This is a genomic window from Haemophilus haemolyticus (assembly GCF_003352385.1).
Classification (GTDB): Bacteria; Pseudomonadota; Gammaproteobacteria; order Enterobacterales; family Pasteurellaceae; genus Haemophilus; species Haemophilus haemolyticus_I.
On the sequence record NZ_CP031243.1, the window covers coordinates 1480600 to 1502997 of the forward strand.

General features: G+C 41.0%; 9 protein-coding genes. All 9 read right to left on the minus strand.

The features are described from left to right. Positions 1-2 precede the first annotated feature (2 nt). A complete protein-coding gene (locus DV428_RS07235) occupies positions 3-1733 on the minus strand; it encodes a hydrogenase large subunit (protein ID WP_005634689.1) in 1731 nt (576 codons plus the stop codon). A gap of 19 nt (positions 1734-1752) precedes the next feature. Further along, positions 1753-3291 (minus strand): hydrogenase 4 subunit F, encoded by a 1539-nt coding sequence (locus tag DV428_RS07240; protein WP_114909225.1) that lies wholly within the window; start codon positions 3289-3291, stop codon positions 1753-1755. A 4-nt stretch (positions 3292-3295) separates the two neighbouring features. After that, a complete protein-coding gene (gene hyfE, locus DV428_RS07245; protein ID WP_114909226.1) occupies positions 3296-3934 on the minus strand; it encodes a hydrogenase 4 membrane subunit in 639 nt (212 codons plus the stop codon). 10 nt (positions 3935-3944) lie between these two features. Beyond that, positions 3945-5390 (minus strand): hydrogenase 4 subunit D, encoded by a 1446-nt coding sequence (locus DV428_RS07250; RefSeq protein WP_005631962.1) that lies wholly within the window; start codon positions 5388-5390, stop codon positions 3945-3947. A gap of 9 nt (positions 5391-5399) precedes the next feature. Next, positions 5400-6362, minus strand: a complete 963-nt coding sequence (locus DV428_RS07255) for a respiratory chain complex I subunit 1 family protein (protein ID WP_114909227.1) — start codon at positions 6360-6362, stop codon at positions 5400-5402. Positions 6363-6371: 9 nt separating this feature from the next. Further along, a complete protein-coding gene (gene hyfB / locus DV428_RS07260) occupies positions 6372-8393 on the minus strand; it encodes a hydrogenase 4 subunit B (protein ID WP_114909228.1) in 2022 nt (673 codons plus the stop codon). 42 nt (positions 8394-8435) lie between these two features. Further along, entirely contained in the window at positions 8436-9035 is a 600-nt protein-coding gene (locus DV428_RS07265) for a 4Fe-4S dicluster domain-containing protein (protein ID WP_005626073.1), read from the minus strand. 458 nt (positions 9036-9493) lie between these two features. Continuing rightward, positions 9494-21364, minus strand: a complete 11871-nt coding sequence (locus DV428_RS07270) for a YadA-like family protein (RefSeq protein WP_114909229.1) — start codon at positions 21362-21364, stop codon at positions 9494-9496. A gap of 291 nt (positions 21365-21655) precedes the next feature. Further along, a complete protein-coding gene (gene siaB, locus DV428_RS07275; protein ID WP_005646563.1) occupies positions 21656-22330 on the minus strand; it encodes a 5-acetyl neuraminic acid cytidyl-transferase in 675 nt (224 codons plus the stop codon). Between the last annotated feature and the right edge of the window lie 68 nt (positions 22331-22398).

The following is a 22398-nucleotide window of genomic DNA, read 5'->3' on the forward strand; positions in this document are numbered from 1 at the left end:
CCCTATTTTAATGGTGAATTTTTACGTTCAATGCCGTAGCGTTCGATTTCTTTGTAAGAAACCGTTTGTGCTTTGCGTTTACGTACATCCACCACTGTCACACGGTCAGTACAAGAATAGCAAGGGTCAAGGCTACCAATGATAAGTGGCGCATCTGATACCGTATTGCCACGCAACATATAACGTAAAGTTGGCCAGTTTGCATAAGTCGCTGCACGACAACGCCAGCGATATAATTTTTGGTTATCGCCAAGCATTGACCAGTGAATGTCTTCACCACGCGGCGCTTCCGTGATACCTAAGGCAAAACGTCCTGGAGTGTAATTGAAACCTTCCGTGATAATCGCACCAGTAGGCAAGTTATCCACCATATAATCAATGATATTCATGGATTCAAACACTTCATTTACCCGCACTTTCACACGAGAAATCACATCGCCACCTTGTTCGGTGAACATATTGAATGGTACATCGCCATAGCCAGAGAAGGGGTGAATTTTACGCACATCACGTGCGAAGCCGGAACCTCGAATCATCGGTCCGACCGGGCTAAAATCACGCGCAACTTGACGATCAAGCACTCCTACGCCCACAGTACGTTGTTCCATATTTGGCGTATTGAGTAAAATATCTACCAAAGTTTTAAGCTCTTCACGCATTTCTGCAATAAGCTTAATGCATTGTTCACGTTGGTGTTTCAACATATCACGGCGTACACCACCGATTAAGTTAATACCATAGGTTTTACGCGCACCAGTAAGCACTTCTGCAAGTGTCATAGATTTTTCACGAACACGGAAGAATTGCATAAAGCCAGTATCAAAACCAGTAAAGTGGCTAGATAAACCTAAGTTCAATAAATGACTGTGCAAGCGTTCCACTTCCAATAAAATTGCACGAATCCATTGTGCACGTTCAGGAATTTGAATACCTAACGCATTTTCGACTGAGTTAGCATAAGCAACACTATGGGTAAAACCGCAGATACCGCACACACGGTCAGCCAAGAAATTGACCTGATCGTAATCCATTCGGGTTTCTGCCAATTTTTCCATACCACGGTGTACATAGAATAAACGGTAGTCCGCATCAATAATATCTTCCCCATCTACAAACAAACGGAAATGTCCCGGTTCATCTGATGTAATATGGAGAGGACCGATAGGCACAATACGCGCTTCGCCTTTTTCGTTAATAAACTCATAGGTTTCCGTTGCCGTAGTTGGATCAGGACGCAAACGGTAGTCCATCGAATCTTTACGTAATGGGTAAAGATCATCTGGCCAGTCATCCGGTAACACTAAACGACGTTGATCGGGAAGACCGACGGCTTTTAAACCGTACATATCGAATAATTCACGTTCACCCCACACCGCCGCTTTGACTTTCGGTGTTACGGAAGGAAATTCGAGTGTAACAGGATCCACGAGTGCTTTAATCGTCACAAAAGTTTTGACGACACCTTCCATAGAAAGCACGTAATAAACAGCATAATGACCATGAATTGAGCGTTCATCGTTACCAAAAACCAATGGCAACCAGCCTTCATGTTGATAGTAAAGATATTCCACCACATCAGGTAACATATTGGTTTTCACCGTTAAAGTGACTTGATTTGGTGTAGACCACTCCTCATCTAAAATGGTATTCGGAAATTTTGCATTAACGGCTTCAATATAATTTTTGCCGAGCATTTTTACCGGATCGACCGATGTATTTTTAGTTAATTCCATTTTTTCCCCCAATTGTCGATCATTTCGCTAAACTTTGCCAAGGTAAAACTAGCATATCGCCAAAGGACACATGTTCAGATCCAAGCACAATTCCTACCGCACTTTTTAGTAACTGCAAGATTGGCTCTGCAATATGGATACCCATTACAAACATTAACAACAATAGTATGGCCATTGCCGCCAAAGAGACTTTACTGACTTCGCCTGCTTCCACGTTATCAGGTTGTTTGCCAAGCACTGTTTTTAATAGCATTAAGGCAAGCCCTGCAAGCACGATAGTAAGCAAAATTAAGCATAAAATAACTAACCAAGTTTTACCCGCTGTAATCCCTGCGACCACAACACTAAATTCACTAACAAATACGTTAAATGGAGGGATACCGCCCAATGCCAACGCACCACCTGCGAAAAGCACCGCACTCACTGGTGCAACACGCCATAATCCACGCACTTGATTCATATCACGGGTTTTATATTTCAATAGAATATTACCCGATGCACAGAATAATAAGGTTTTCGCAAGACTGTGGTTGATGGTGTGAAGTAAACCTGCAAATACCCCAATTGGGCCACCAAGACCGAAAGCGAAGCTGATTAAGCCCATATTTTCGATACTTGAATAAGCAAGCATACGTTTAATATCAAATTGCACGATGATAAATAACGCCGCCACAAGCACTGAAAGTAAACCAAAAATCAACATTAAAGTTTGTGGAAATTCTGCGCCAACCGCTTTTGAAACTAATGTGTAGTAACGCAACACCACAAGCATTGCACAGTTTAATAACACCGCTGATAAAATTGCACTCACTGGGCTTGGTGCTTCACTGTGTGCGTCTGATAACCAAGTATGCATTGGAAATAGACCGCACTTCGTGCCGAAACCAATCAATACGAAAGCAAATGCGATATACATCAACATTGGGTTTAAACCTATGGCTTGTTGATTCACGGCTGACCAGAAAATCGCTTGGCTTGGATCGGCAAGCACGCCATTTGCATTAGCAAAGGTTAAAAGTGTGCCGTATAAACCGAAAGCGACGCCCACAGAACAGATGATGATGTATTTCCACGCAGCTTCAAGGGATGTTTTTTGTTTGTAAGTACCGACCAAAAACGCAGAGCTTAATGTTGTCGCTTCAATGGCAACCCACATTAAAATCAAGTTATTGGTGATAACTGACACAATCATCGTAAAGAAGAATAAGTGTAAGAAACCGTGGTAATGAGCATAGGTTTTAAAATCAATATGCCCTTCTTCCAATTCTGTGTTCATATAACCGATGGAATACACACCAGCAAGTGAACCCACGACAGCAATTAAGCCTAAGAAAATAGCAGAAAGACTATCAACATACACCCAGTTGTTAAATGCACTGATACTGCCTTTTTCCAACACGCCAGAAATGACTTGTACGGAAAAGAACAACATCAAAATTAACCCGGTAATATGGAATGCGGTACAAACTGTCCGATTTTTTGTTCCGCGTAGTGCAAAGCTTTCAAAAGCGATGACTAAAGGTGCGACTAATAACGCAATTATCCATTGTTCATACATAGCGTTACCCCTTCAAACTCATAAGTTGTTTAGCATCAACAGTGTTGAAAGTGCGGTAAATTTTATTCACCAACACCACCATAATGATGACCGCAAAAATCGCATCGGTGGCAATGCCGATTTCAACTAATTCTGGCGCATTATTGGCAAGTAAAGCCAAAGTTAAATGCGCACCGTTTTCCATTAAACAATAACCGAAAACTTGTTTCACAATATTGCGTTGGCTCACAATACACACTAAACCTAAAAGGAAGTGGCTAAGTGATACTGACAACGCTGGTTTTAAATGTTCAACTAACGGTAAGTCCACTGGAATGACAACAAAGTAACATAAGCAAACGATGATAGATGTGATCGGGATCAACCAAGCGACATTCATTCCTGCAGGAGTTTGACTTTCGTCAATTTTTCGTAAAGAAAAGATTAAAATTCCTGGCACTAATAATACTTTCGTGATGAATGCACTAATGGACCACATATAAAGTTCGTGAGCTTGCATTTCAAATGCCAAATAAACGAATAACACCACCAATACAAGAGACTGTAAGCCATAGCACAACGCGGATTTTTTTGCGGTTTTTGCCATAATGACACAAAGCGATGTAATGATGAGTAAACTTGCTAATACATTGATCATTAACATAATTCTCTCCTTAACCCGCAAGGCCTAACCAATAGGCAGCGATAAAGCTAGAACACACAGACATCACCATTAAAATCACTAAAACAAATGTCATAGAGAATGGCAATGGTTGCGCATTTTGCACGTCTTCAGATGGTTTACCGATAACACATTGACCAAATTTATAAAGCAACCAAACAAATGTTGCCGTAGATTCAATCAACGCAATCACCATTAACCAAGTTACCCATGAATATTCTTGTCCAAGGTCGAAACCTGCGGCAAATAATGGGAATTTGCTGAAGAAACCGTTAAACGGTGGCACACCAGCAATAGCCAATGCGGCAATACCAAATCCTGTACCAACAACAGGCATGGTACGCATAATCCCTTGTAAACGAGGCATTGAACGTGTACCTGTGGCATAGCTCAATGAACCTGCAACCAAGAAGAATAAGCTTTTCGCAAAGGCGTGGTTAAAGATATAAGCAATCGCTGCAACAAAAGCTAATTTAGAACCTAATGCTGCAAGAGAAAGCCCGATGAAAATGTAAGAAAGTTGAGTAATAGTTGAATACGCAAGTAAACGTTTTAAATCTGCTTGTGGCAAGTACATTAAGAAACCATAAATCAATGTAATCATTGCCATCACAATTCCCACTTCACCCACAATGTGAGGAATTTCACCAGCTGACATCACGGAACGAGCGAAAATATAGACGCCCACTTTTACCATTGATGCCGCGTGCAAATACGCACTGACCGGTGTTGGCGCTTCCATCGCATTTGGTAACCAAATTTGCATTGGAAGTTGCGCTGATTTACCCCATGCGGCAAACATCACGCCAAATAACACGATAGTTTTCGCTTCTGGCGCAAGATGTTCTAACGCGGTGATAGAGAATGTGCCAGATTGGCTAAATAAATAAGCCGCAGCAAGATATAAACCTAATGAACCGACGTGAGTGATAATCAACGCTTTCATCGCTGCCGCCATTGCTTTTTGGCTTTGATAATAGCTGATTAATGCCCAAGAACATCCCCCAGTGATTTCAAAGAAAAGCAACTGACCGGCTAAAGTTGATGAATACACCAAGCCTGCCATTGCACCGATGAAGATCAATAAGAAAGCATAAAAACGAGGTAACCCGTTATGCGGATGTTCGCGGTTTTTATCGGTTAAGTAGCCACAAGAATACAAGCAAATTAAGAAACCTAAACCCACAACGGCAAAGGCAATTAATGTACTTACTGCATCTAAGGTCACGCCGAAGATTGCAGTATCACCAAATTTGACTAAATCATAGGTGACAGATTGTGCGCCATTTGCATACCACTGCCCTGCCACAGCAAGTGTGCCAAGGGTAGCAAGTGCGGCAAAAATTGTGGCGATTTTTGGGAAAGATTGTTTGTTCAACCCCACAATAAACGCACCGACAAACGGCAAAATGATTGTAATTAGTGCTAAACGTTCCATATTTCCTCCTTACAATCCTGTGAAGTAAAACACAAACGCCAACACTGAAATGCCGAAACCGACCACAGTTAAACGTCCTGTTAGCATAAAGCGGGTACGTGCCAATGTGTTTTCAAACACACATGCGGCGATAAATACCACGAGCAATTTCACAAAGAAAGAAACGATACCTAAAATAACCGCACTTACCGTGAACTCTTGTGCTGCACCGAATGGGAAAAGCACGCTCACAAAGATAGAGGCAACCACCATTGATTTTAAACTCAAACCGACTTTCAATAAGGCGAAAGAAGGGCCTGAATATTCAGTAAGTGGGCCTTCTTGAAGTTCTTGTTCTGCTTCAGCTAAGTCAAATGGAATTTTACCCATTTCAATAAAGATCGCAAAAGCCGCGGCAACTAAGGCAATTACTGTTGCTACAGGATATTGCCAAGGTTGGCTAGAAAGTGCGGTGCTAATTACTGCAAAATTCGTAGAACCTGCAATTAAAGCAATCACAATGAATGCCAACATTAAGATAGGTTCAACAAGTACGCCTAAGGTCACTTCACGGCTTGCACCTAAACTTGAGAACGTACTGTTAGAATCCAAACCCGCAATTGAGAAGAAAAAGCGGAATAACGCGAACAAATAAATAACGGTGATTAAATCACTGCCTGCCCCAAAAGGTGAGTAATGAGTAAACATGGGTAAACTCATCGCAACCACCATGACTGTGCTAATTAACACATAAGGCATAACACGAGATACCCAACCCGCATTATCTGGCCAAATATTTTGACGCGTCATTAATTTTGCAATGTCGCGATAATCTTGTAACAAGCCCGGGCCACGACGAGATTGAATACGAGCCCGAATCATCCGTGAAATGCCTGAAAAGAGCGGTGCCAAAGCGAGAAGAATTAACGCTTGCACAATGGCTAAAAAGAACATTCCAGCGGAAGTGGAAATTTCTGAAGGTAATGAAATCATAATTTCCTCCTACATCAACGCAATGGAAAGCAATAACACAACCAAGGCAATCACGAAGTACACGCAATAAACGCGGAAGTCGCCTTGTTGTAGCCATTGAATTTTACGACCTAACCATGGGATAAAATGCGCAATCGGCATTGTTACTTTTTCTTCCCAGAATGGTTCTGTTTTGGTCGCACCTGAAATTAATGCATTGATACCTTTTGCACCAGCAGGCGCAGGATCAAGCACTTGACGCAAGGTATAAAGTGGCTTGAAGATGATACGAAGCGGACGAGTAAAACTACCCGCAGAGGCTGCCATATCCATTTCATAAGCATAACCACAAGCCCAAGGATTGCCTTTGGCACGATCTAACATACGATTGCCTTTGGTATAAGCGTAATACATAAACGGCAACACAAAGAATGCAATCAACATAATGCTCACCATTGGTGTAGAAAGCACCGTATTCGGTGTATTGCTTGCTACCACTACGCCATTTTCAGCTAAATTAAGCATTTCATTATGAGAAAGTGCGGTTGCAATATTGGCAATAATTGGGGTTACCACAGAAGCGCCCACGCCTAAAAGTACGCAGAATAATGCTAAGATTGCCATTGCAATCACCATTGGTTTTGGCACTTCGCGTGCATGTGCTGCTTTTTCGCTGCGTGGTGCACCACCAAAGCTAATACCATACACTTTCACGAAACAAAGTGCGGCAAGCGCACCTGTTAAGGCAAGCATAATGATTGCAACAGGGCCAGCAATGCGTAATACCACATCATTGTGTTGGCTTAGGCTGAATAAAGATTGATAAGTAAACCATTCACTCACAAAACCATTAAATGGTGGTAATGCAGAAATTGCCATGGTACCAATCAAGAAACAGAAAGCAGTAAATGGCATTAATTTGCCAAGTCCGCCCATTAGATCCATATCTTTTGAATGTAAACGGTACATCACAGAACCCGCACCCAAGAACAACAAGCCTTTGAATACCGCATGGTTAAGTAAGTGATATAAACCGCCAAGCAAACCGACAATAGCAAGTACAGGATTATGGATTGCCATACCAATCATACCGACACCTACACCCATCATAATAATGCCGATGTTTTCTACGGTGTGATACGCCAAAAGTTTTTTGATGTCATGTTCTGCTAAGGCATAAAGTACACCAAGCACAGAAGAAACTGCGCCAAAAGCAAGCACAATCACACCAAACCACATATTGTGTGCGCCAAGTAGATCAATACCAACTTTGATGATCCCGAAGATACCGATTTTAACCATCACACCAGACATCATTGCAGAAGCATGAGAAGGTGCAGCTGGGTGAGCTTTTGGTAGCCAGCTATGTAATGGAATCATCCCTGCTTTTGCACCGAAACCAAGAAATGCCAAGATAAATACCGTAAAGGCTAAAGGCATTGAAAGCTCAGTGTGGCGGAAAGCTTCAAATTCAAAGCTACCTGCGTAGCAATAGAAAATAAAGAAAGCGATCATAATCAACACAGAACCCGCATGAGCAATGAAGAAATACAACAAGCCCGCATTGGTTGCGTTGTCATCTTGTTCGGTTAGTACTAAGAAGTAAGATGCCAAAGACATCATTTCAAAGAACACTAAAAAGTAGAAAGCGTTATCGCTGGTGACTAAGGCAACCATTGAGGCGATAAACAAATTCATAAAGAAGCCCATCGTGCCAGCGCCTTTGCCAATGTATTCTTTCACATAGGAAAAGGAATAAAGTGCGGTGATAATAACCATTAAAGAAATGACACACACCATAAACGCAGCTAATCCGTCAATGCGGATTGAAAATTGGGCGAAGTCGAAAGGGGTTGAAAACACATCAACGACCGTATCGTTGCTGATAAGCACGGGAATGCAGGCAACAATGCCTAACAAGCCACCAAGTACACCGGTCACGCCGGATATATTGATTGAAAGTTGTTCATTTTTTCGCACAGCGAGAGAAATAAACGCACCAACGACATAAATCAACAAGGACGTGATGAGCAAACTGATTGAAGAACTCATAATTTCACTCCATTGATTAACGAGTAAACAAACAATAAACTTTTATCTTGGCACGACAGGAGAACCCACCATTGCCATTTCGCGTTTTTTGCGATTTGCTTGTTCGATACTCTCATCACTAATTAAGAATAAAGTTTTTGTTGGGCAAGTTTGAATACAAGCAGGACCATCTTCACGGAAATAGCAAAGGTCGCATTTCACTGCGATAGCTTTTACACCAGGTTCCCATGCAAGCATATTATGAACATCAGTATTATTCGGTGCGGTGCGAATATCACGTTTTACCGCATCAGTGAAAGAGAAACTGTCATAGTGGTTTGGTGCGTCTAATGGCGCACTACCGTGTTGAGTAATCGCCCCGAATGGACAAGCAATGGCGCAAAGTTTACAGCCAATACACAAACCTTCGTTTAATTGAATAGTGTCATTTTCGTGCTTAATTGCATGTACAGGACATACCGTAGCACAAGGTGAATCATCACAATGACGACATAAGATCGGCACAGTAATATCGTCGTTACGCATTACTTGTAACCGCGGAAAGGATTGTAATCCAAAAGCTTTGTGTACTTCGCTGCAAGCAGCCATACAGGTATTGCATCCAATGCAATCTTTCGGATCACCTATAACAAAACGGTTCATATTTTCCCCCAAAGTATGTATAGATAGAAACAGAAAGTAGGTGGAAGGCATGACGCCAATACATCACAATAACCACTCTAGAAATAAGGATACTCCTTCGGAGTTACCCAGACTAGAGTAAAACGATTGTTTTATTGACTGAGATCATAAATTTTTTTATTTTTATCGAAGGGAAAATTTCGTATTGAGATTGACTCTCAATTCAATTTGTTAAGATTGTAAGTAATTGAAACTATTAAACTAATTATTGAAAAACAATTGCTAATGCAATGTTAAAATCCTGTTGGCATTTTCTCATTTAACACAAAAGTGCGGTAGATTTCCCACAAGTTTTGGAGATTGTTTTGAAGTGGATTTCCATCATAAAAATCCTCTTTTCTAAATGAGAATAAATAAAAAAGACATAAAAAAACACCGCACTTTGCGGTGTTTTTCATTATGTTTTTGCTATCAGCTGATTACCATTGGTAACCTACGCCAGCAGCAACCCCAGAGCGACCTTGAGTATTTGTCGTACCAGATAAGCGGATGATAATCTTACCGTTATCAGAAATACGCGACATACCTACAGCAACACCAGTTTGACCTTGGTAACTACCTGCTGCAATACCAACTAAGCTCTTACCTGGAGTATAAGCCTGCGGAATATTCGCCGCTGCCAATGCACTTGCAGTGCCTGCATCGGCATGTTTACCCACTTTATTGATCTTGTTGTTTAAGTTACCAATATTTGAAGCAACCGCATATAACTGACTACCATTTACCGCATCTGTTGAAGTAGGAGATATACGTCCTGGCGCTACATTGTGAATTTGTTGCATACCAGCGGAGATACCTTCTGTCATAACTGGCTTGCCATCTGGACCTTTCACAGGGTTACCATTTTTATCCAACACTGGTTTATCCATACCGAAGGAGATGACACGAGTGTTATCTGATACATTTGGTTTTAAGGCTCCCACAGGTTGAGTATAGTTCGCACCTGGTTTACCATCTTGCCCCATATATTTGTAATTGCCATCTGTATCTTTCATAACTGGCTTACCATCTTTGTCCAAGAATGTAGGGTTACCATTTGCATCACGAGCTACCGTGCTATTTGGAATCACCTTCACCCCTTCGTTCGTATACTCTGTAGAGTTACCAGGGTTTTTAATTTTTGGTTGATTGGTTTTCGGATCAATAACTGGGTTATTATTCGCATCTTTTTCGATTTCATCAGTTGTGTTGAAAGAAATCTTATCTCCAGACATATGAGATGTTTTTTCTACACCCGTTTTCGGATCCTTCGTATTTAATACTAAATCATTGTTTGTCAACTTAGATGTATTATTACCATCCTTATCAGATAAGGCAATTTCTTTAGGTCCCACCACAGTTTTGTTTTCATCCTTATCTGTATACGTAGTTCCTGTTGCTGCAGACGTGTTGGTATTACCATTCGTATCCTTCAACACATTCGTTGTTGGAGTACTTGTATTCGTATTACCAGCTTTATCTTTCAACTCAGATGTGCTTGCCGTAGATATGTGAGTATTACCATTTGGATCTTTCAATGTATTTCCAGTTGCTGTGTTGACATTGATATTTCCTGCTGCATCTTTGATTTCAGACTTGTCTGCTGTGGTAGTCGTCGTGTTACCAGCTTTGTCTATCAAAGTAATCGTATTCACGCCGATATTGGTAGCATTATTATCTTTATCTTTGATAGTAATTGTATCCCCTACAATCGTTGTGGATTTACCATCTTTACCATTTACGCCAATCGTACCTTGACCGTCTTTGGCAGTCATAGAGATACCATTTTTACCATCCTTGCCGTTGATACCAAATGCACCATTTCCATCTTTACCAACAGTGGCAGATACGACATCTTTACCGTCAGCATTTTTCACGATCATAGCGCCATCTTTAGGTGGAATTACATCCGTTGGAGGAACTGGTTTCGCATTTTCTTTCGGTGTTACCGTAGTTGTACCGTCCGGATTTGTAACTACCGTCACATCGCCTTCTTTGAAGTACTGGTCGCCTACTTTCACAAGGTTGTTACCATTTTTGTCAGTCGCTGTGCCACCAGTTGTAACAGAATCTATTTTTAAGTCTCTGTTAATATCAAATTTTACAAAGGTCGTTGCTTTCTTAGTACCATCCTCATTAAGAGCATCCACAGTCACCATAGATACATTCGTGTTAGCTCCATTTGCGAATTTCACATCGTCATTTGGATTTACCTTGTCGTATACTTTCGCATCTTTGCTGAATTCTTTATCAGTAGAACCAATGCCTACATTCCAACCAGAATCTTGGATTGCATTCGCCACTGCATTACCAGTCACAACACCTGCGCCTGCATTCGTTACTGTATCAGTCTTAGGATCAACGTTCAATGGAGTTCCAGCTGGTTTACCATCTGGACCTTTTTCGAATCCTACTGGTTTACCATTATCGTCTACTTTATAGTAGTTATCACCAATCTTAAGGGCTTCTGTTTTGGAACCATCTGCATGAGTGATGGTTACTTTATTCGTAACTTCCCCTTCTTTGATACCTACTGTAATTTCACGAGTGCCGTCAGGCAATGTTTTACCAGTAACTTCAATGCCGTTACTGCCTTTGAAATCAACAACGTTAGCGTTTTTCACGACGTCTTTGTAGCCATTGCCATCTTTGGCAGAGACAACCCAGCCCATATTTTGTAAGTCACCTACCGTAGCTGCTGCGTTTTTATTCACAGGAGCTGCATCAGTACCTTTCAAGTCAACTAAGTTTTCTGGTGTTGTGTTAGGTGTAGTTCCTGGTACTGTACCTTCTGGCGTAGTATCTACAGTTTCAGTGTTCAATGTGGACCCTACTCCTGTAATTTGAGTTGGTTTACCATCCTTAGATGTGACATTTAATGCGGAAGATGGTTGTGCATCTGCTGCATTATTCGTAGCTGATTTCGCCGCCTCTGTTTTCATCGTTACAGGGCTAACTGGTGTAACAGGTGTTGTTGTTACATCCACTGTCGGTGCACCTGGTTTAGGGGTACCATTTACCACATCAGCTGAGTTGTAATAGTTCTCGCCCACTTTCGTATACGTATTACCTTTACCATCTGTGTATGTATGGCTACCTACGTTCAACGTATCAGTAGCCACATTTGTGAAAGCCACATTATCCTTCGTAGCATATGTAATCTTGCCATTTTCATCCTGTTTTACAGTCAAGTTATTGCCTGCTACCATTTCCACAGTATTGCTTGGTTTAATTAACTCGCCATCATTTTTAGTGCCTGTAGTTAACTTCTCTCCACCGTCAGCGGATGTTTTTAAGTTAAAGCCAGAATTGTTGATGGCTTCCGCTACGTTTTGTACAGTAGCAACTTTGTTCAAGCCTGCCTTATCATGAGCTTTTTGGGCTGTATCCACTGGTGCCTGTTTAGCTGCTACGTCTGCTTTTTTAGCTTCCACAAGTTGTTTCAACGTTGCATTGTTAGGGTTCACTGCCAAAGCAGTTTCCGCTGCTTTTAACATTTCTTTCGCTGTCGCTAATTCTTTCACCGCTGCATCTAAGTTATCTTTTAACTCTTTAGCCTTCGCAGGATCTACAGGTGTCGCAATAGCACCTGTTTCTTTCTGATTAGCATCTACAGCTGGCTTCATTTCACCTGTAGTTACTTTCACACCATCTTCATCAACTGTTACGGAACCATTAGCTGCTTTTACATTAAATGTAACATCACTCGCCGTGTTACCGTCACGAGTCGTTACCACCGCAGTAGTACCAAGACCATTGATGAAGTTCACTGTATCATATGGTTTCACGAAATCTTTCGCAGTGCCATTGTTTTGTAAGTTCCAACCAGCGTTCAATACGTCAGACACTGTGGCTGCATTGTTGCCAATGTACTTAGGATTTGCCGCACCGTCTGCAGTTTTAGGATTAGACAGTTTAGCTGCTTCTTCCGCTGTTAATGGCGCTTTGTTAATATTGCCATTATCAGGAGTTTTACCTACTACAGTTCCATCTGGTTTTGTAATGTCTTCTGTTCCATCATTTATACTTGGAATGTTGTTCTTCACATTTTTCAATGTCGTTGGACTTGTTGTACCTTCTGGTCCATTGATAGATGTAACAACATCACCTTTTGGAACTTCTGCACCAGATCCATCAGGTTTTTCAAAGAATTTAAGTTCTTCTTTTCCAGTATCTGGATTTGTAACCATCTTAGGATATACTTTTGTTCCATCTGCTTTTGTATAGTTCACTGCTGTAACAGAGTTATTCGTAGATACTTGGTCATTTACTTTTACAGTAATGGTACGTACATTACCTTCTGTTTTACCGGATACGATAGCAGTGCCTTCCCCAACGAATTTCACTTCGTTCGCATTTTTTACTGTATCAGAGTACGTATTAGTCAAATCCCCTGTCTTTTTATCTGCAGATACAATCCAACCCATATTACGTAAATCACCTACAGTAGCAGCTGTGTTATCGCTTACTTTTGGTGCATCTCCATTTGCTGGTTTGGATAAATCGACTAAGCCACGGTTTTTATCCGTTGTACCTGGCACATTATCATCATACGTATCTAAGCCAGATTTCACATTAGTAACTTTCACTGGAGCCGTACCATTAGGGCCAGATACTTTTAAGTCTCCATCATCTGTTTTAGATAATTTAGGGCCTTGATCGCCACCTACTTGAACCGTACTGAAAGATACATTGTCTTTTGTAGTAAATGTAAATTTACTGCCATTTTGTGTAATCTTAATATTTTTATCTGCTTCAAATGTAACTTTATCACCTGCTTTAACAAGTTGATTAGTGGCTTCTTTTCCTAATTCTCCGTCATTTGTTTTCGCAGATGTAGCTGTCCATGCTGCACTGTTGATGGCATTAACAACATTACCTACTGTAGCAATTTTATTTTCATCACCAGTCTTAGCTTCCACCGTACCTGTTTTATCACCTGTGGTAACATTATTGATCGTACCTGTGTTAACTTTTACACCCGCATCATCAACAACTAAAGAGTTATCTGCTGGTTTTACAGAAATTGTATTTCCTGTACCATCCTTTTGTAAGCCCTTACCAAGGTTTACGCTATATTTTACGGTAGATGTTTTACCATCTGCACTTGCCACTGTTGCTGTTGTACCATCACCATCGATAAAGTTAACAGTATCATATGCTTTTACGAAGTCTACGCCAGTTCCATTACCTTGTAAGTTCCAACCTGCATTCAACACGTCACCAACGGTAGCGGCATTGTTAGGATTTACATAATCATTGCCAGATTTATTCCTTGTATTTGGTGCTGCTTGAGCTGTGGTTGCATTGCTTGGACCTGTTGTAGCATCGTTATTCTTCGTATCAGGAAAGTTAGATTTCACATTAGACAATGTAGACGGAGTTTGTGTACCTTTTGCTCCATTCACAGATGTGATTACATCGTTTCCATCCACTGTTTCATCGTTTGGACCTTTTCCCTCTGGAGTTGTGTGGTAAGTGGTGCCAGTCGGACCTTCTACAGGATATACTTTCGTACCATCTGTTTTTGTATACGTTACCGCATTGATAGCTGGCTTAGATTCTACATCAACAGTGATTGTACGCACTCCATTTTCTGTTTTACCAGATACTGTAGCTAGACCGGTACCAACAAATTTTACTTCATCAGTATTTTTTACTGCTTCAGAATATGGATTGCCCAAATCACCAGTCGTTTTATTAGAAGATACTACCCAACCCATATTACGTAAATCACCTACAGTTGCCGCCGTAGTATCAAGCACAGCTGTGTTAGTTAAATTACGCAATTCATGCTTACCTACTTCTGTGTGATTTGCAAGACCACTCGTTACATTCGAAATTAGGTTGCCACCATTATTTAAACCATTTTGATTTAATGTAACAGTGTTTGCATCAGTAGCATTAAGCTTTTTAAAGGAAACTCCTGTTGGTGTGATATTCACCACATTATTGTTAGCATCTTTAAACTCAGCGCTTGTTAAACCAGTTAATTCTGTTTTCAAGGAATAAATAAAATCTTTACCCGCTTGTTTCACAGCAAGATTATTACCTGCTTTGAAAGTTACTGTTTCTCCAGCTTTAATTAACTCTTCAGTATTACCATCAACTGTTCCAGTGCCGTCTTGGCCTGCTGTAGCTTTCCAGCCCATACCTTTTAACGCTGTTACTAACTCTTCAGCTGTCACCAATTTGCCATTTGACACATCTGCAGTTGGCACTCCATCTGTACCTGTTGTAATCGTGCCTGTTTTTGGAGTTAATGTGATGGTATCTCCAGATGCAGTTACATCTAACAATGTGCCATCGCTAGATTTAACAGTAAATTTAATACCACCTGTTTTATCTAGTTCTTGTTCATCTGTTTCTGTAGCAGCTGCTGTTCCATTTTGACCAGCTAATTTAATCTTATTCTTAGCTACTGCATGGAATTGACTACCATTGATGGCATCTGTAGATGTGTTAGAAATTTCTCCAGCTTTTACATTTGTAACTTTCACTGGATCCGTACCATTAGGACCAGATACTTTCAAGTCTCCATCATCTGTTTTAGACAACTTAAGTCCTTGATCTCCACCTACTTGAACCGTACTGAAAGATACATTGTCTTTTGTAGTAAATGTAAATTTACTGCCATTTTGTGTGATCTTAATATTTTTATCTGCTTCAAAGGTAACTTTGTCACCTGCTTTCACAGCTTGATCCTTAGCTTCTGCCCCTAATTCGCCTGCTGTTGTTTTCGCAGATGTAGCTGTCCACGCTGCACTGTTGATAGCATCGACAACATTACCTACTGTAGCGATTTTATTTCTATCACCAGTATTGGCTTCCACCGTACCAGCTTTGTCACCTGTGGTAACATTGTTGATCGTACCTGTGTTAACTTTTACACCCGCATTATCAACAACTAAAGAGTTGTCTGCTGGTTTTACAGAAATTGTATTTCCTTTATCATCCTTTTGTAAGCCCTTACCAAGGTTTACGCTGTATTTTACAGTAGATGTTTTACCATCTGCACTTGCCACTGTTGCTGTTGTACCATCACCATTGATGAAGTTAACCGTATCATATGCTTTTACGAAATCTACGGCAGTTCCATTACCTTGTAAGTTCCAGCCTGCGTTTAATACATCGCCTACAGTGGCTGCGTTGTTTTTGTTTACTTCGCCAGTTCCTGTTCCCACTGTTGGTGCTGTTGCGCTAGTTGTTGGTGCGGTTGTATTTGTTTTAGCACCATCCAAATTGCCTTCTACGTTAGATAATGTAGTTGGATTTGTCGTACCTTTTGGTCCATTTACGGAAGTGATTACCTCACTAGACGGAATTTCTGCACCAGATCCATCTGGGTTCGGATAGAATTTAACGGATTTAGTGCCATCCCCATTATCAACTTCTTTAGGATATACTTTAGTACCATCTGCTTTTGTGTAATTCACAGGTGTAACCGTTTGGTTAATTCCCTTTTGCACATCTACACCTACAGTAATAGTACGAACACCGTTGTCATCTGTTTTACCAGATACAATAGCACTACCTTCGCCTACGAATTTCACTTCGTTGGCATTTTTCACTGTTGCGGAGTATGCATCAGTAGTGACCGCACCATTTTCACCTGTAGATTTATCGGAGGACACAATCCAACCCATGTTACGGATATCTCCTACAGTAGCTACATTCGTATCAGGTACCCCATTGTTATCGAAGTTACGCAATCCATTTCGAACCGGTGCTTTACCACTTACATCAGGATCATTATAGTTCACCAAATTACTTGTTACATTTGTAATTGGATTTCCACCATTATTTAAACCATTTTGATTCAAAGTCACTGTATTTTCAGGTGTACCTGCTGTTGGATCTGCTGGTTTAGTAATCGTGATTCCTTCTGGAGTGATATTTACTTTATTATTATTGCCATCTTTGAACTCAGCACTTGTTAAGCCAGTTAATGCTGGGTTTAGAGAATAAATAAACTCTTTACCAGATTGTTTCACTGCAAGGTTATCGCCAGCTTTGAACGTTACTGTTTCTCCAGCTTTTACTAGCGCTTCTGCAGTACCTGTTGCTGTACCAGATCCATCTTTTCCGGATGTAGCCTTCCAGCCCATTTCTTTCAATGCTGTCACTAAATCTTCAGCTGTCACTAATTTACCACCAGTTGTATTAGCTGTTGGTATTCCATCTGCACCTGTTGTAATCGTACCTGTTTTTGGAGTTAGTGTAATTGTATCGCCTTTTGCCGTTACATCTAACAATGTACCATCGCTAGATTTAACAGTGAAAGCGATTCCACCTTCTTTATTTAGCTCTTGTTTCTTAGTTTCAGTAGCCGCATCGGTACCATTCTGTCCTTTTAACTGAATTGTATTATTCGCTAATTTATGGAATTGGCTACCATTAATAGCATCTTTAGAATCTGCTGTAATAGCTCCATCTTTTACATTTGTAATTTTTACTGGTTCTGTACCATCTTTATCAGAAACACTAATATTTCCATCGGCTGTTTTAGACAATTTAGGACCTTGATCGCCACCTATTTGTACAGTGTTGAAAGATACATCATCTCTAGTAGCAAAGGTAAATTTACTTCCTGCTTGTGTAATCTTAATATTTTTGTCTGCTTCAAAGGTAACTTTGTCGCCTGCTTTCACAGCTTGATCCTTAGCTTCTGCCCCTAATTCGCCTGCTATTGTTTTCGCGGAGGTAGCAGTCCAAGCCGCACTATTCACAGCATTTACCACAGAGTCTACAGTAGCAATTTTACCTGTATCGCCATCTTTTACTTTCACAGTACCAGGGTTAGCACCAGTTGTAACAGATTCGATTTCGCCAGTGACAACTTTTAATCCATTATCTCCAGTAGTAATTGTTGTGCCGTCAGTTTTTGCTTTTAGACCATCATTTGTTACTTCTAAAGATTTATCAGCTGTATTAACGGTTAAACCAGCATCTGTTGTTTTTAAGGATTTGTCACCAGGGTTAACCTTAACGCCATTAGTGTCTACTGCTAAAGATTTGTCCGCTGCTTTGACAGCAATCTTATTATTAGCATCTTTTTCCAAGCCATCACCAAGGTTTACGCTGTATTTTACAGTAGATGTTTTACCATCTTTGCTTTCCACTGTAACAGATGTGCCATCGCCTTTGACGAAGTTCACCGTATCATATGGTTTCACAAAGTCTACGGCTGCACCATCACCTTGTAAATTCCAACCAGCATTCAACACATCAGATACAGTCGCTGCATTCGTCGGATTTACCTGATTTGCAGTATTTCCTAAAGTTGGTGCTGCTTGCGATTTCGTCGCATTGCTTGGCGCAGCGGCTGTATTCGCCGTGCTACTATTTTGAGTATTCGGTAAATTACTTGCCACATTAGAAATCGCATTGCCACCGTTGTTCAATCCATCAGTAGTCAAAGAAACAGCTTGTTTCCCCGTGGTTACTGGAGTGACTGTCACCCCCGTACCATTGATGACAGTTGTATCTCCTGCATCATTTTTAAAGGTCGCGCTTGTTAAGCCCGTTAATACTGGATTCAAGGAGTACGTGAATTTAGACGTTATACGTGTTCCCGTTTGACGAGTCTTATCATCTGGATCTTCATAGACTGGTCTAGATGCATCTTCTTGATTTAACACCAAATTATCGCCTACACGGATTTTTACTTCATCGTTAAGGCGAACTTTATCTACTTTACCTGTAGCTGTGCCAACCTCTCCATTTGTAAAACTTTTACCGTCAGCTGCGTAGTTGACACTTTTTCCTGTTGCTTCAGTACCTTTTAGTTTCAACACCCCAGAACTACCGTGATCTTTTTCACCTTCCACAGACCAACCACTGGACATACGTTTAGTAACAGAGTTCAACTGAGAACCGTTGATGGCATCTGTAGAATCATCGGCAATACGACCCGCTGCTACATTTTTCAACTGACGTTCTGCTCCTGGTGTACCAAAGGATACTACGTCACCTTCGGAAGTATTCGTACCGCCTGCCCAATAGAATGTATACGCTACCTTTTTACTGTCAAACGGAACAACACGGCCTTCTTCATCATAGGAAATATCTGTTTGACGAGTACCAATAGAGTTTGCATCTGCTCTAGAACCCGTACCGATAGCCACGCCATTTTGTAACTCAGAGATAGCCCCTGTGCCTAGTGCTACACCACCTAATTTTGCTACACGTGCACCCGTACCAATCGCAGTACCTAAATCACCTGTGGATAAGGAGTGAATACCCATCGAAATAGAGCCATGACCATTTTTATTAGTAGCTAAAGAATAATCTAACGTAGCGGTATTTAAGGTAGCACCATTTGTTAACTCGCCATAGGCGTCTTGAATGGTCCCCGTTGCCGCTTCCATTTCTACAGAACGGATCGTACGCTCTACTTCTTCTCCATTAATCTGTTCTTTTTTCTTCGTTGTTTTAATAACAGCATGCCCTTTGCCATCTTTCTTCTCTTTTTGGTAGTTTACAGTTTGCGCTGCTACCTTGGTAATTTCAGAGCCGCCAATCATGATGGAGGAATCTCCTTGTGCTCGTGTACCAAGGCCCATAGCAATGGCACCTTGTTCACCAGAGGCAACCGCACCTTGACCGACCGCAATATCTGCTACTTTTTCGGCTTTTGCCAATTGACCGACTGCAACAGAAGAGGTTGTAGCATTAGAGCTATCACCGACAGCTACCGCAGATTTGTCAGCATTTGCCTGATAACCTGCAGCCACCGCAGATTCTTTTGCACGCGCTGCCGTACCTGCAGCCACCGCATAATTACCTTGCGCTTCCGAACCCATACCAATGGCTACCGCAGCCTCAGCATTCGCTAATACGGATGCGCCAGAACCGATCGCTGTGGCACCAAAAGCACCTTTTCTAACGATTGAGTTCGTACCAATCGCCACGCCCAACGGGGTGGTAGAGTGAGCCTGCATACCGATTACGGTCGAACCATCTTGACCGTAGCTAGAACGATAGGAATTATCTAAGGCTGCACCAACTAGTTCTTTATATTTGTCTTTGATCCTAATTGGTTGACCATTTTTTCCTGTGCCAGGCGTTGTCTCAGCGTCAAAATCATTCACGCCTTTGGCATCTTTGCTATCAGGATTCGCCGCTTTAAAATATTTCTTTCCATCATAGGCTTGAATATCATTACCACCGATCACGATAGAGCCCTGACCTGCTACGGATTGGGCACCAATGGCTACCGATTGGTCACCAATAGCACGGGCATTACGCCCTAAGGCTGTGGCTTCATTAATATTTACATTTTGGAAAGAGAAGAAACCATCCTTATTAGCATTTCCTGCATTTTTGAAATAACCTAAATTACCAGTAGTACCACCAAAGGCTTTCACCAATACTTCATTATTTTTATCCGCATCGGTAGCAACACCTATCGGCAAGCCATCTGCATCCACATTGCGATACCCAGCACCGGCACCGGCCCCTACTGCAACAGCAGAGTTTAAAGAAATATTATTTCTATTTACCCCAGTATAAGCACCAGTACCAATAGCTACACCGCCAGCATCTCCACCATTAAAATTTTTCCCAGCACTGTGAGTTCCCGACATAGCACCAAGACCAATGGCAATACTATGACCTTGACCTTCGTCTCGAGTATTAGCTTCTGAACCCAAAACAATATCATATTTGTTACTTGCTTTACTGGTTCGACCAAACGCTATTGACTGCTCTCCAATGGCATCACTTCCATAGCCTATGGCATAACTATCGTGACCTGTAGCTTTCGATTTCATTCCCAATGCCAACGATGTAGCACCATTTGCTTGTGCGTTTGCACCAATAGCTACAGCATTATTATATTGTTGAGCACTAGCACCCCTACCGATAGCTACAGCAAAATCTTTATCTGCTTGCGCTTGATAACCTAAGGCTATATTGCTTTTTCCACTGGCTTTTGAGTCTCCACCTATTGCTAATGCTCCATCGTTTCCTGTTGCTTGTGCACGATAACCAATAGCAAGTGAATTATTATTTCCCATTGCCTTAGAATCTTTACCAATAGCAATAGAGTCGCTACCTGTTGCAGTAGCCGTCCCTTTTGTTGAATTAATCTGAATCAACCCATTTGCAGCAGTCTCAGCCGCATAAGCCGAATGGCCGCTTAATAATGCCAATGCGATGGCTGAAGATTTAATAAAATTGCCTGAAAAATTAACCGCACTTTTTTGTGCATTGGATGAACTTTGTTTTTTATGCGCTTTGGTTAATTCTGAAACGACCACCCAAGATTGAGTCGCTTGACTCCATACAACACGGAAAATTTTGTTCATAAAATATCTCTATGGCTATGTTAAAAAATGATTCTCAACCTCTATTCAATTTGTAAAAGAGGTTGAAGTATATAAACTAACCTATTATATAAATTTAGTTATAAGATTCAATTTTCAGAAGCAATATTTACAATAATTTACATTTAAAAATATCATAAAAATAAAAAGCAAACGTTTGCTTTTTTTTGCGCAAGAAGTAATCAAAGAGCGGTGATTTTTAGGTGAGTTTTTATTGGAAAAAAGCAAATATGCGTATCAAAAAACAAAGGCCGCAAAGTGCGACCAATTTTTTTAAAACTCTTTTGAAATTAAACTTTCTGCTAATTGCAAATCAAGTGTGGAATCAATATCAATGGAACGATAAGTTGGCATTAAATAAAAACGCATTGGGGCAATAAAAAAGCGTTTTTCTTCAAAGAGGCTTTCGATGTCATTAATATAAATTGCGCCATTTGCACGATAAGATTTCGGTAATTTTTGGCGAGGGGCTTCAAAATCTGTCAATTCGTGAATAGGCTGAACTTCGGTGCCTTCTAAAGTGAAGGATTTATAAGGATGATGCTCACATTCGCAAGCGGAAACCACGGATTTATATTTGCCGCCAAGGAAAATTTCCATTGCATTACGAATATCTAAAGCATTACGCAATGGGCTGGTTGGTTGCAAAAGTGCGGCGGTACCTTGTGAAATATTGAGTGTTTCTAAGCAATGCAAAATAGCATCAATGGTGCGTGTATCACTTTGCGCCAAACTTTCAGGGCGTGCCACTGCTTTTGCGCCGTATTTTGTGGCTTCTTTTAAAATATTTTCACCGTCTGATGTCACCACAATTTGATCAAACATGCCCGATTCTTGCGCCGCTAAAATCGCACGACCCACCAAAGAAACACCACCCACAAGCTGTAAATTTTTGTCTTTAATTCCTTTAGAACCCGCTCTCGCAGGAATAATTGCAATTCTTGTCATTATTTGCACCCTCTGTGATAAAAGTGCTGACTATTCTAGAATCTTTCCCTTGTTTTAGCAAAAACTAA

Bases quoted from the DNA above. Each gene is read 5' to 3' on its own strand.
- siaB (WP_005646563.1), bottom strand. From the start codon at position 22,330: ATGACAAGAATTGCAATTATTCCTGCGAGAGCGGGTTCTAAAGGAATT.
- DV428_RS07265 (WP_005626073.1), bottom strand. From the start codon at position 9,035: ATGAACCGTTTTGTTATAGGTGATCCGAAAGATTGCATTGGATGCAAT.
- DV428_RS07240 (WP_114909225.1), bottom strand. From the start codon at position 3,291: ATGTATGAACAATGGATAATTGCGTTATTAGTCGCACCTTTAGTCATC.
- hyfB (WP_114909228.1), bottom strand. From the start codon at position 8,393: ATGAGTTCTTCAATCAGTTTGCTCATCACGTCCTTGTTGATTTATGTC.
- DV428_RS07250 (WP_005631962.1), bottom strand. From the start codon at position 5,390: ATGGAACGTTTAGCACTAATTACAATCATTTTGCCGTTTGTCGGTGCG.
- DV428_RS07255 (WP_114909227.1), bottom strand. From the start codon at position 6,362: ATGATTTCATTACCTTCAGAAATTTCCACTTCCGCTGGAATGTTCTTT.
- hyfE (WP_114909226.1), bottom strand. From the start codon at position 3,934: ATGTTAATGATCAATGTATTAGCAAGTTTACTCATCATTACATCGCTT.
- DV428_RS07270 (WP_114909229.1), bottom strand. From the start codon at position 21,364: ATGAACAAAATTTTCCGTGTTGTATGGAGTCAAGCGACTCAATCTTGG.
- DV428_RS07235 (WP_005634689.1), bottom strand. From the start codon at position 1,733: ATGGAATTAACTAAAAATACATCGGTCGATCCGGTAAAAATGCTCGGC.